We start from the raw sequence: 12,272 nt of genomic DNA, 5'->3' as shown, positions 1-12,272 counted from the left end.
AATACGTGCGCTATTACAACCAAGACCGTATCCTAGAAAAATTAGGCTACCTGACGCCCAAAGAATTTGGGGCGCAAGCAGCCTAAAGAGGTGTTTTATATGTGTCTCAAATCGCTATGTCAGTCTAGGTTTCTGGTTTTATTATTAAACGGGAAGGACCACTTCATAATGAGAGAAGCCGATGTCTTCGAGGGCTTTTTTTAAGCTTGCACTTGTCTTCAGGTCCTCGAAGGTAATACCGAGGTTCCCTAACGTATGGGCCACTTCGGGTCTGATCCCCGTTAAGACAGATTGTACTCCCATCATTTTCAGGGCATTGATGATTTGAAAAATATTATGGGAAACCATCGTGTCCATAATGGACACACCTGAAATGTCAATAAATAAATAGTCTAATTGCAGATCAGAGCTTTTCTTCAATGCTGTTTCCATGACTGATCTTGCTCTATGTGTATCGATTTCCCCGATAAGCGGAAGTATCGCAATCTTATCTGCAATCGGTACAATCGGTGCAGAAAGTTCGTCCATGGCAGTATGGATGAGGGCAAGCTGATCCTTTTGGTGAGTGCGGGATACTTCGTTTAACAAATATGCAATTTCATCGAGAATGGGATTGATCTCTTTATTTACCTGAAGCATAAGGGAGGCTGATATTTGATTATCATGCAATTGTTCACTGAAAATATCCCAAATGGCAGTACGGAATGTCGATAGAATTTTCAGGGATTCATTCAGTGGCAGGCCTTTCTCAAGAGCCACTTTCCCCACTCTTTCTGTCCATTCCCTTATTCTTTGGAATGAGGCTTCTTTATCTACAATCAAGGACTCTCCAAGAATTTCGATTAATTGCATACGCCATTCTGTGACTTGTTCCATATCCACACCCGATAACGTAAGTTGATCAGAATATTTCTGTTCCTGGTAAAGAATAACACCTTGAGCAATCTCGGATTTATGGGAGACAATTTCTTGTCCCAAATATAGTAATTCGTCTCTCATTTTCTACAGCCAACTCCTTATACTGCAAGTTAATGTAATTATTTTCGAAGTTATCTCTATTAATGGTAATCTAGTATATCATAAAACGAAGCGGATTTATACTTTTCTAATGAGAGGTACCGATCAGACCATAAGGGGCAAAGATCCAATCACAAGAGGAGAAACAGGAGAACGAGTACTCTTTATAATTCTTTTTGATTGTATTATAGTGAAAGGTAATAAATATCTGTCTAATACAAGGGTGTGATTTACTTGCGGCTCATTTTGTTTGATGGCAAATGTAATTTTTGCAATAAAAGCGTCCGTTTTATCATCGGACGCGATCCTAAAGGTGCTTTTCAATTTGCTTCGCTACAAAGTGGTATCGGTCAGGAATTATTAGAGAAGCATAACATCCCTAAAACAACGGACAGCTTGGTGTTAATCGATGATGATCATGCATACATTGAATCGACAGCTGCCCTGAAAGTATGCTCTAAGTTAAAATGGCCATGGAAGGTTTTCAGCCTGTTCCTCATTATTCCAAAACCTTTGAGAGACAGCTTATATAGACTGATTGCCAAGAATAGATATAAATGGTTTGGGAAACAGGAATCATGCATGTTGCCATCGGAAAACATTCGGGATCGATTCATAGATTGAACGCTGCCAGGCGTAAATGAATGAGATGGGAAAGGTATTAATCCAGAGGGAAGAATGACGAAAAGACCACAGGCTAACTCTGTGGTCTTTTCGATCCTTATGTGCTTATAGAGTACTTAAGGTAATGATCATTGATATTTACCTATTCACTTGGAATGGTTTTAATGGTCACTTGTCTTCTTGAACGGGGGCCATCAAATTCACAAAGATATATGCCCTGCCAAGTACCAAGTGAAAGTTCACCATTTGTAACGATGACCGTTTGGCTATGGCCGACGGTACTGGTTTTCAAATGTGCAGCTGTATTCCCTTCACCATGGAGATCTGAAGTATGATGCCATGGGTATAGTTCGTCCAATCGACGCAGGAAGTCGGTTTTCACATCAGGATCGGCGTTCTCATTTACTGTGATACCGGCAGTGGTGTGTAGTGACTGTACCACCACAAGACCTTCTTTCATTCCTGTCCGATCAATGATCTCATTTACATAATTGGTGATGTCGATCATTTCATCACGTTTTTTGGTATCAACGGATATTGTATTAATCATATGCATACCCCTTTCCATGTAAGACCTATTCGTTTATTTTCCACTAATTATCAAGGTTAAAACTTTGTCCATTAAGCGGCATCCTGCCGATGATGTTTGAAACATCGTCTACATCTATTTCTTCTACGACAACTTCCTTTACCACAGTATGAAAGACTTCCTCCCAATCCTTATACCTTTCAACTGCACGAATGTAATCCCTCTTATTGTCCAACCGTCCAAGAGTGATGTGGGGAGTGTAAGTAAAATGATGATTCCGAAAAGGTGCAAGGATACCTTTATACAATTCATCGTGCAATTGAATGATGAAGTCATTGCCATTTTTAACATTTAAGAATAAACATTCCCCTGCAAAGCCTGTTACATCCCTTAATGTAAGGCTGAATGGAGAAATACATTCTGCTACGGACTCAACGTGATCAAGAATGTCATTCTGGGAAATGCAAGAATTAAACGGAAAAACAAGTGTGATGTGAGGTGGGATCTTATCTGACAGTGGATCATAATATTTTCTGATCTCCTGGATTTTTTCTAATGAATGGAATGAAGGAAAGAGGTGAATCGCCCTTTTCATCCTTTTGCTCCTTTATTGACAAGATGATTCCCGATTTTCAATGAGTATGTAGGATTTACGTTCGAATGAAGCCCTGAAACATTTACCCTCTGTGGTTTTATAAAGAGCATGATAGACTTTTTCTCCGTTATTTGCAGTCTGAGTCTGAATGATGCCGACAATGGCCGAATCCGGTGCAACCAAATGTATGGATGATTGAATATCTGAATGCAAAAGGAGCCGCTTGTACATGTATGCGAAAATGACAAATGCTACAAGAAGGAGGAACATCCACCTTAACCCCTTTAATAGAATTGTCTTGTTCATGTATGAGCCTCCGTCTCTCGCATAAATCGGATTTTTTACTGATACTTTACTTAGGTTGGTTAAGGAACAGAGTTGTTGAAAGCCCTGATTCTTAACTTAACTTTTTAAATAACCTTTTGGCCAGGGCTAGAGCCGCTTCGTTATCTCCGTGAAGGCAAACCGTATCTGCCTGGATGGGCACGCTTTTCCCTTCGATTGAAATCACTTCTCGTTTTTCTACCATTCGAAGAACCTGTTCTTCCACCAGGTCCTCATCATGAAGGACAGAATTTGGAAGAGATCGTGGAGTTAATGATCCATCGGATTGATAAGCTCTATCTGCAAATACTTCATGAGCAACATGCAAGCCGATTGCTTCTCCAGCACTAGTGAGTTCGCTTTGAGATAGACCGAATAAAGTCAGTGCCGGGTCAAGGTCGTAAACGGCTTCTGCAATCGCTGCAGCGAGTCTGCAATCCTTGGCTGCCATATTATACAGAGCCCCATGAGGTTTTATATGTGATAGATTGCCGCCCTGAGCCTTAACAAAAGCGTGAAGTGCTCCTATTTGATATTGAATGAGAGCATAGGCCTCGTCAGGTGAGATGTGCATCATTCTCCTGCCAAATCCCTGAAGGTCCGGTAAGCCGGGGTGGGCGCCAATATTTACATTGTGCTTCATTGCATTTGCAACCGTTCGTTTCATGACAAGGGGATCACCAGCATGAAAACCGCAAGCGATATTAACAGACGTGACATAGTTCATCATTTCTTCATCTTGTCCTATGGTATATGTACCAAAACTTTCTCCTAAATCACAATTTAGATCGATTTTCATTTTTTCATCCTTTCGAGCATAAAGATGTATTGTAACATTCTGAATTCTTCTTAATCATATCATAAAATGATAGATTTGTTTTTTTTCTTCTGCACTCTTTGATGGAAATAGAGATTTTCTCATCAAATTTTAATCTTGTTTTAATAGAGTTCACTTTTTCAGACGTTACAATAAACCTTGCTTATGAATAAGGATTTATCACTCCCTAAACAGAAAGAAAGTGGGGTAGCTTTCTAATCTGTTTAAATCTTTATTATGTAAGACCCATTCTAATTTCTTTCCTTTGAAGACAAAAGCCTTGCTGAAGCTTTTGTCTTCTTTTTTATCTACTTTTAGTAATTAGTGAATGTTAGGATGATGTTTAGTAATGGATCATTTTATCTTTCTTTATTATGATTCACATTATTTGGATTCATAGAGTTGTACTTTTTCCACAGTCAGTGGATGTATCCATATTATTGAGGATGATTGAGCTTTAGTTTAATTTTATAAATCCATACTTTCATTTTCCCTTCATTTCTTTCCCTCTTAGGGGGATTTTCCATGACCTTCGTCCGTAAAAGATAATAAATCATTTCTTCCGATAGAATGAGTATCAAAAAGAAAGAAACAATTGCAATAATCCATGTCATACATATCCCTCCCTTTTCTTTCTCCATGTTTATGGATATAACTACCACTTTATGAAGAAAATAAACGTTAGATACGGGAAACTGTAAAAAATAAACGATCATGGACTCCATTTCCTGAGCAACATTTTCGGCCCTACCAGGTATTATTTCCTTAATAGAAGAGTTTTCAAATCATGGTTTTAATTGTTTATAATATTATTATGTAAACAATTAAATATCTTAATAAAAACTTACCCTATTCTCATTGTATTTTAATCATAGTGGAGGAAAATGAAAGCATTGATAAAAGGGAGGTTAGAACCATGTGGATTCGAATTATTCCTATTTTATTTTTCAGTTTTACAGCCATTACCTTAATGACATATCAAGGCATTGAAATATTCCATGCGCTGAATGATTTTATTTTCAACAAAAGTAAATTAAAATAAATGGTATTAAGCATTAGAGCAGGTGATTGAGTGAAAAGGATCCTAGTCATTGAAGATGAAAAGAATTTATCCCGATTCATTGAATTGGAACTTAAATATGAAGGATATGAAGTGGGTCTCGCCTATGACGGGAGAGAAGGTCTGAATCAGGCACTGAATGAGGAGTGGGACATCATTTTATTGGACCTTATGCTTCCTGGTTTAAACGGATTGGAAGTGTGCAGAAGGATTCGCCAGGTAAAATCGATTCCTATCCTTATGATTACGGCAAGGGACAGTGTAATGGATCGTGTATCAGGGCTTGACAGCGGGGCGGATGATTATATCGTCAAACCTTTCGCGATTGAAGAGTTGTTAGCGAGATTAAGGGCAGTGTTTAGGCGAGCAGTTAAAGATGAAGCCGTTTTGTCTCAAACCACCTTCCACTATCGCGATATCATCGTGCAAAAGGAATCCAGACAGGTGTTTAAGCTGGAGGAAGAAATTGAAGTGACGAAAAGGGAGTACGATCTCTTACTTGCCTTTTTAGAAAACAAGAATATTGTATTGACCCGTGAAGTCCTATTGAATAAAGTATGGGGTTATGACTCTGAAGTGGAAACGAATGTAGTGGATGTTTACGTGAGGTACCTAAGGAACAAAATTGATTCACCCGACGAAGAAAGCTATATCCAAACCGTACGCGGAACGGGTTATGTGATGAGGACATGATCACATTCATCAATTCTTTCAAGCCTTCTTCCCTTAAAGTGAAGTGGGCAGTTGCTGCCGGTTCGGCGATATTCCTTGCGTTTTTCTTATTCAGTTTTTTTCAATACCACGCTATCAGTAAATGGATGCTTGATGAGGAAGAAAACAATTTTGGTCGGGTCCTGGATGAGATTACCGTATTCTTTAAACAAAGGGGATCCGATATTCAGCTCCAGGACATTTATGATAGCCGGGATCTGATGAAACAAATTGCTGAAAAAGACCAGACAATACGAATATTGGATCAACAAGGTGATCAAGTATTAGAAATCAGGGGAGAGAATGAATCTGCCTTTTACGTTCCTTTTCGACCGGTCAGAGATAAATCAGTGGAACTTATAGAATCTGAAGGAAATAAAATGCTCATTGGGCGTTCACCTATCCGATCTAGCCGATTCAATGGATATGTAGAAATCATACAACCTTTGAACCGTTATGAAAACATTATGAAAAATCTATTTTGGATGATGACCATTACAGGAATTTTGGCACTGTTAATTAGTGCAGTCGTTGGTTATTTCATGGCGAAAAACTTTGTAAGGCCGTTGAATAAGCTTTCTGAAACGATGAGATCAATTGAAAGAAAAGGGTTCCACGAAAGAGTGGAGATTGTAAAGGCTCATGATGAAATCAGTGATTTGTCTCAGATTTTCAATAAGATGATGAGTCAGATTGAAAAGTCGTTTCAGCAGCAACAACAATTCGTGGAAGATGCTTCCCATGAATTGAGAACACCCATTCAGGTATTAGAAGGACATCTTGCCTTATTGAACCGATGGGGAAAAAAGGATCCAACCATCCTGGAAGAATCCTTGCAGGTGTCACTAGAGGAGCTTGAGAGAATAAAACGGCTAGTAGGTGAGTTGTTGGAACTTTCCCGTGCCGACAGGGAAACATTCGATTTGGAACATGCCAGGGCTAATGTGCAGAAAGTAGTGGATAAAGTGATGAGGGACTTTCGGTTCCTTCATCAGGAATACACATTTTCATGTTTTGATGATTTATCCCATGAAGCTGTGGTCACCATTATGCCGAGGCATTTAGAACAGATCCTGATTATCTTATTGGATAATGCAGTAAAGTATTCTGATGAACATTCGCTCATTGAAGTGAAACTAATGGACAGTCAAGATGAAGTAATCATTGAAGTCAAGGATGAGGGGATCGGAATCCCGGAAGAAGATCTTCCTAAAATATTCGACCGTTTTTATCGTGTAGATAAAGCGAGAAGCCGTGAAAAAGGTGGATATGGACTCGGGTTGGCCATCGCCTCGAAGCTGATCCAAAACTATGACGGTGACATCTCTGCCTTTAGGAATCATCCTGAAGGGACCATCATACGATTATCCCTTAAATATATCCAATAATCATCGAGACGTCTCAATATTTTTCTGAGACGTCTATTTCTGTGTACTGCATGTCAATGCTTTTAGGTATTTTTAACTCTAAGATCCCTTCTTTGTATTGAGCTACGGCACCTTTCTTCTTCACCAGACAAGGGAGTGTGATCACCTGCCTTTCTCCATTGCCTGGGATGTTTTCTATGATCGCCTGATTTGACGTGTGGAAAATTTTTAGATGTTTCATCCATTCCTCACTTGGAACGTGAAATCGGATATAGATATCTTCAAAGGTTTCAAAGACGGTGGTAGGAATGGCAGAAGAAGATCGGGGAGCTTCCTCGTGGTTGTTATTATTACCATTATTACCCATTGGATTCGTGAAGGAATGTGTCCCGTTCATCATATCATTCGGATTCATCATGCTTTCCCACCCGCCCGGGAACATTTTCTTCATCATTCCTTGTATATAGGTATCCATTTCTTTCGGGTTCATTTGGTTCATTTGATCTTTCATACCTTTATTGAAAGGGAATAAACTCCATGGGAACATGTGAACCACCTCACTTTAAACATAATTGGCCAGTTGTACCCTTCTGATTGTATCCTATGCAATGGGTGGGCGATGAGTTCATTTTGGTGACGGGAATAGAGTCGGTCAACGGAAAAATCTTCAACTATTATTCTCTAATTATCTTACTAAATAAAAAATCAAAGAAAATAACAAAAAATATTTGGTTTTTTTAGGTAACAGTAGTAAGATGGTTTATGAAAAAAGTACTGTCACAAGGCGATATAAGAAGGTGAAAGAGAAAGCGCTTAATAAAATATTATTTCAGAATAGTCGATTTACAAAAAGTGTGTCCTCTAATTTATTATGGGAATATAAGTAATTTCCATATACAAATGGCGGAAAACAAAATTTTGAGAAATTTGTTATAAAGACTTTATCTTACCACTGCACAGTGATAAAATGTCCTTGTAAGCGTTTTAATGTAATAAAAATTACTATTCTTGCATAGTGAAAATCGATGATTGAAATGTAAGAATACATGATACCCAAATTATACTAACTGGCAAAATAGTTGGAGGTTTTTCACAATGAAAAAGCAATCTGCAAAAGGGGAACCGTGGCAATCGTTTTACGGACCTAACCTGGGTTATGTAATGGAGGTTTATGAACAATTTCTTGAGGATCCATCAGATGTGGACCCTGAATTAAAGGAGTTATTCGAACAATGGGGGCCTCCTACCGTTGAGGATGTAAAAGTCATCGCGAACGCTCAGCACGGAGATTCATCATTTACATTACCAGAGCAGCCTACAGCTTTGAGTAAAATGGTGGCAGCGGTTAAATTAGCAGATAATATTCGTACATATGGTCATTTGGCTGCGGATATTAATCCCCTGAACGACCGGAATAAGGACACAAGAAGAATTGAACTTTCTGAGTTTAATCTGACCGAAGAGGATTTAAAGCAGATCCCTGTTGATTTCCTATGCCCGAATGCACCTTCTCATATTAAAGATGGTCTACAGGCGATTCAACATTTAAGGCAGGTATACACGAACAAATTAGCGTTTGAATATGCTCATGTCCATGAACTTGAAGAAAAGAACTGGTTAAGAGAAAAAATTGAGTCAGAATCCTATTTTACTCCACTATCAAAGGAAAAGAGGCTTGCTTTATTAAGGCGTCTTGCCCAGGTAGATGGATTTGAAAAATATGTTCACCGTACGTTCGTAGGTCAAAAACGCTTCTCGATAGAAGGCTTGGATACAATGGTTCCATTACTTGATGAGATGGTTCGCTATTCAGTTGAATCAGGTGCTAAAACCATCAATATCGGTATGGCACATCGAGGACGCTTAAATGTATTGGCTCATGTCATCGGGAAACCGTATGAAATGATATTTGCAGAATTTCAACACGCACCAAGCAAGGATTTGATTCCTTCTGAAGGTTCGATTGGAATCACCTTTGGATGGACAGGTGACGTCAAGTATCATTTGGGGGCAGACCGTGAAATATCCCCACAACAGTCACCAACTGCCCGAGCAAGGGTAACGCTTGCTAATAATCCAAGTCACTTAGAGGTCGTGAGCCCGATTGTGGCAGGCTACACCCGTGCAGCTCAGGAAGTACGTGAAGACAGGGGATACCCTGAGCAGTCGCCCGAAGCCTCATATGCTGTCATGATCCATGGTGATGCAGCATTCCCTGGTCAAGGAGTAGTGGCAGAAACATTAAATATGAGTCAACTGCGTGGATATAATACAGGTGGATCGATTCACCTGATTGCTAATAATATGATTGGCTTTACGACTGAAAGCCGTGATTCCCGTTCAACCAAGTATGCATCTGACACGGCAAAAGGATTCGAGGTTCCTATTGTACATGTCAATGCGGATGATCCGGAAGCATGTCTTGCTGCTGCGGTCCTCGCCTATGAATATCGTAAAACATTCGGTAAAGATTTTGTCATTGACTTAATCGGCTACCGTCGTTTTGGTCATAATGAAATGGACGAACCGATGGTGACAAATCCATTAATGTATTCTGTCATTCAGAACCATCCCAATGTGAAGAAGATGTATGCTGACAAACTCATTGCCGAAGGTGTCGTGACGGATGCAGATGTCGAAAAGATGGATGCTGAAATCGAAGAAGAATTGAAAGCAGCTTATGATAAAGTCCCTGCGAAGGACGATGATCCCGATACAGTTCTCGCTCCTCCTGAGTACGTAGCGAATGGATTGCCGGAAATCAATACCAGTGTCGACTTTGATAAGCTCGAAGGATTAAACAGCGAATTACTTGTTTGGCCAGAGGGCTTCAATGTATTCAAAAAATTAGATCGCATCCTGAAGAGGCGCAGCCAGGTATTTGAAGGAAAAGGAAAGATTGATTGGGCACATGCAGAGACTCTCGCATTTGCTAGTATCTTAAAGGATGGCACACCGATCCGATTGACTGGTCAGGACTCTGAGAGAGGAACATTTGCCCAGCGGCATCTGGTACTCCATGATGAAAAGTCCGGTGAAGAATATATTCCTTTACACAATCTGAAAGACAGTCATGCATCATTTGTTGTTCATAATAGCCCCCTTACTGAAACAGCGGTCGTCGGATATGAGTATGGATACAATGTATTCGCACCTGAAACCCTTGTTCTGTGGGAAGCACAGTTTGGCGATTTCTCGAATATGGCACAAGTGATGTTTGATCAGTTTATTTCAGCCGGTCGGGCGAAATGGGGACAAAAAACGGGTCTGGTCATGCTATTGCCACACGGTTATGAAGGACAAGGACCTGAACACTCCAGCGCTCGTCTAGAGCGATTCTTGCAGCTTGGCGGGGAATATAACTGGACAGTCGCCAATTGTTCTACAGCCGGTCAATACTTCCATATTCTAAGACGTCAGGCAGCCATTTTACAAAAAGAAGAAGTGCGGCCGTTGGTCATCATGACACCGAAGAGTTTACTGCGAAATCAGTTTGCAGCTGTCACTGCTGAAGAAATAGCAGAAGGGGAATTCCATTCTGTCCTTGAACAAAAGGGGCTTGGGGAAAAACCTGATGCTGTCGAAAGAGTTGTATTATGCAGTGGGAAAATAGCAATCGATTTAGAAGAGAAGCTTCAGGACATCGACGAAAAAGATTGGTTACACATACTTAGAATAGAAGAAATTTATCCTTTCCCTAAGCGAGATATAACGGCTATTTTAGAGCGGTATCCAAACCTTAAAGAGATCGTCTGGATCCAGGAAGAACCAAAGAATATGGGAGCATGGACATTTGCAGAATCACGGCTCCGTGACATTGCACCAGAGAGTGTGGAGGTACATTATGTCGGCCGCCGCAGACGCTCCAGTCCTTCAGAAGGTGAACCAACTGTACACAAAAAAGAACAATCACGGATTATTAACGAAGCGTTAACCCGATAAGAAAGAGGAGGACATCACAGTGGCAGAAATTAAAGTTCCAGAATTAGCAGAATCAATTACAGAAGGTACGATTGCTCAATGGCTTAAACAGCCAGGAGATTATGTCGAAAAGGGCGAGTATATCGTCGAACTTGAAACGGATAAAGTAAATGTGGAAGTCATTTCAGAAGAAGCAGGTACGATCCAGGAGCTGAAAGCCGGTGAAGGTGATACGGTTGAAGTTGGTCAAGTGATTGCCATTGTTGGTGCAGGCGGAGAAGCACAGTCCACCTCAGAAGCGAAGGAAGAAGCACCTAAACAAGAAGAAAAGGAACAAAGTACTGCGGAAGAAGCACCTGTGAAAGAGGATAAAAAGAATCGTCCAATCGCTTCGCCGGCAGCACGAAAGTTAGCTCGTGAAAAAGGCATCGACCTCTCGGAAGTACCGACAGATCCACTGGGACGTGTACGCAAGCAGGACATTGAAGCATATAGCAATAAACCAGCAGAAGCTCCTTCAAAGCCTTCAGCCGAGAAGAAGAAGGCCACTGCCAAGAAAGATGATGGAAAGCCTGTAGTTCGTGAAAAAATGTCCCGTCGTCGTCAGACGATTGCGAAACGTTTAGTCGAAGTTCAGCAAACTGCTGCCATGCTAACGACATTCAACGAAATTGATATGAGTAAAGTAATGGAGTTACGCAAACGTAAAAAGGATAAGTTCTTTGATGACCATGATGTAAGACTTGGTTTCATGAGCTTCTTTACAAAAGCCGTGGTAGCAGCACTTAAGAAATTCCCATATGTGAACGCAGAAATTGATGGGGATGAAATCGTTCTTAAGAAATTTTATGATGTCGGCGTTGCCGTGTCTACGGATGATGGATTGGTTGTCCCGATCGTACGGGATTGTGAACGCAAGAATTTTGCGGAAATTGAAGGGGAAATTATGGAACTGGCTACTAAGGCCAGGAAAAACAAATTAACTCTTGGTGATCTGCAAGGTGGTTCATTCACGATTACGAATGGTGGAGTATTTGGTTCATTACTGTCAACTCCGATTTTAAATGGACCACAAGTTGGGATTTTGGGTATGCATAAAATTCAACTTCGACCAGTAGCCATCGATAAAGACACGATGGAAAATCGTCCGATGATGTACATTGCCTTATCATATGATCATAGAATCATTGATGGGAAAGAAGCAGTTGGATTCCTTGCAATGGTGAAAGACTTACTTGAGAACCCTGAAGATTTACTCCTTGAAGGTTAAACTATACTGATTGAATAATAAGAGATGAATGTTTAGC

Annotated in this window: 13 protein-coding genes; 6 read left to right on the top strand and 7 right to left on the bottom strand. The window is 40.3% G+C overall.

All coding sequences use genetic code 11. The features are described from left to right. The first annotated feature begins 5 nt into the window (after window positions 1-5). Window positions 6-86 carry a hypothetical protein gene (locus BAA9072_RS24685; protein ID WP_408015236.1) on the top strand — a complete coding sequence of 27 codons (81 nt, stop codon included), beginning with the start codon at window positions 6-8 and terminating at the stop codon, window positions 84-86. 58 nt (window positions 87-144) lie between these two features. Here the strand turns inward: BAA9072_RS24685 and BAA9072_RS13145 are convergent, their stop codons facing one another. After that, the gene (locus tag BAA9072_RS13145) at window positions 145-999 is read right to left on the bottom strand and encodes an STAS domain-containing protein (RefSeq protein ID WP_201715138.1); all 855 of its coding nucleotides are present in this window, start codon (window positions 997-999) and stop codon (window positions 145-147) included. Between the two features lie 252 nt (window positions 1,000-1,251). On the opposite strand from BAA9072_RS13145, the gene BAA9072_RS13140 reads away from it, so the two are divergent. Then, window positions 1,252-1,641 carry a thiol-disulfide oxidoreductase DCC family protein gene (locus tag BAA9072_RS13140; protein WP_230980855.1) on the top strand — a complete coding sequence of 130 codons (390 nt, stop codon included), beginning with the start codon at window positions 1,252-1,254 and terminating at the stop codon, window positions 1,639-1,641. A 142-nt stretch (window positions 1,642-1,783) separates the two neighbouring features. Here BAA9072_RS13140 and BAA9072_RS13135 read toward each other — a convergent pair whose 3' ends face one another. The 5 genes from BAA9072_RS13135 to BAA9072_RS13115 all read right to left on the bottom strand — a co-directional run bounded on the left by BAA9072_RS13135 (window position 1,784) and on the right by BAA9072_RS13115 (window position 4,520). Further along, on the bottom strand, window positions 1,784-2,191 hold the full coding sequence (locus BAA9072_RS13135; protein ID WP_201715136.1) for a secondary thiamine-phosphate synthase enzyme YjbQ: 408 nt from the start codon (window positions 2,189-2,191) through the stop codon (window positions 1,784-1,786). A 43-nt stretch (window positions 2,192-2,234) separates the two neighbouring features. After that, a complete protein-coding gene (locus tag BAA9072_RS13130; protein WP_201715135.1) occupies window positions 2,235-2,765 on the bottom strand; it encodes a 2'-5' RNA ligase family protein in 531 nt (176 codons plus the stop codon). A gap of 12 nt (window positions 2,766-2,777) precedes the next feature. After that, window positions 2,778-3,071, bottom strand: coding sequence for a hypothetical protein (locus BAA9072_RS13125; RefSeq protein WP_201715134.1), 294 nt, complete (start codon window positions 3,069-3,071; stop codon window positions 2,778-2,780). 91 nt (window positions 3,072-3,162) lie between these two features. Next, window positions 3,163-3,888, bottom strand: a complete 726-nt coding sequence (locus BAA9072_RS13120; protein WP_201715133.1) for a LamB/YcsF family protein — start codon at window positions 3,886-3,888, stop codon at window positions 3,163-3,165. A 455-nt stretch (window positions 3,889-4,343) separates the two neighbouring features. Beyond that, window positions 4,344-4,520 (bottom strand): hypothetical protein, encoded by a 177-nt coding sequence (locus BAA9072_RS13115; protein ID WP_201715132.1) that lies wholly within the window; start codon window positions 4,518-4,520, stop codon window positions 4,344-4,346. A gap of 458 nt (window positions 4,521-4,978) precedes the next feature. Between BAA9072_RS13115 and BAA9072_RS13110 the strand changes: the two genes are divergently transcribed. Together BAA9072_RS13110 and BAA9072_RS13105 are read left to right on the top strand one after the other, a co-directional pair. Next, window positions 4,979-5,659 (top strand): response regulator transcription factor, encoded by a 681-nt coding sequence (locus BAA9072_RS13110; RefSeq protein ID WP_201715131.1) that lies wholly within the window; start codon window positions 4,979-4,981, stop codon window positions 5,657-5,659. Continuing rightward, window positions 5,656-7,065, top strand: coding sequence for a HAMP domain-containing sensor histidine kinase (locus BAA9072_RS13105; RefSeq protein ID WP_230980854.1), 1,410 nt, complete (start codon window positions 5,656-5,658; stop codon window positions 7,063-7,065). The genes BAA9072_RS13110 and BAA9072_RS13105 overlap by 4 nt, the downstream gene beginning before the upstream one ends. Window positions 7,066-7,078: 13 nt before the next feature. Here BAA9072_RS13105 and BAA9072_RS13100 read toward each other — a convergent pair whose 3' ends face one another. Further along, window positions 7,079-7,591 carry an Hsp20/alpha crystallin family protein gene (locus BAA9072_RS13100; protein WP_201715130.1) on the bottom strand — a complete coding sequence of 171 codons (513 nt, stop codon included), beginning with the start codon at window positions 7,589-7,591 and terminating at the stop codon, window positions 7,079-7,081. Window positions 7,592-8,139: 548 nt separating this feature from the next. On the opposite strand from BAA9072_RS13100, the gene BAA9072_RS13095 reads away from it, so the two are divergent. Continuing rightward, the gene (locus BAA9072_RS13095; protein WP_201715129.1) at window positions 8,140-10,986 is read left to right on the top strand and encodes a 2-oxoglutarate dehydrogenase E1 component; all 2,847 of its coding nucleotides are present in this window, start codon (window positions 8,140-8,142) and stop codon (window positions 10,984-10,986) included. A gap of 19 nt (window positions 10,987-11,005) precedes the next feature. After that, entirely contained in the window at window positions 11,006-12,235 is a 1,230-nt protein-coding gene (odhB, locus tag BAA9072_RS13090; protein ID WP_201715128.1) for a 2-oxoglutarate dehydrogenase complex dihydrolipoyllysine-residue succinyltransferase, read from the top strand. Window positions 12,236-12,272 lie beyond the last annotated feature (37 nt).

The organism is Rossellomorea arthrocnemi (assembly GCF_904424705.1).
Classification (GTDB): domain Bacteria; phylum Bacillota; class Bacilli; order Bacillales; family Bacillaceae_B; genus Rossellomorea; species Rossellomorea arthrocnemi.
The sequence above is the reverse complement of the archived record's forward strand: the minus strand, read 5'-3'. Positions and strand labels throughout refer to the sequence as shown.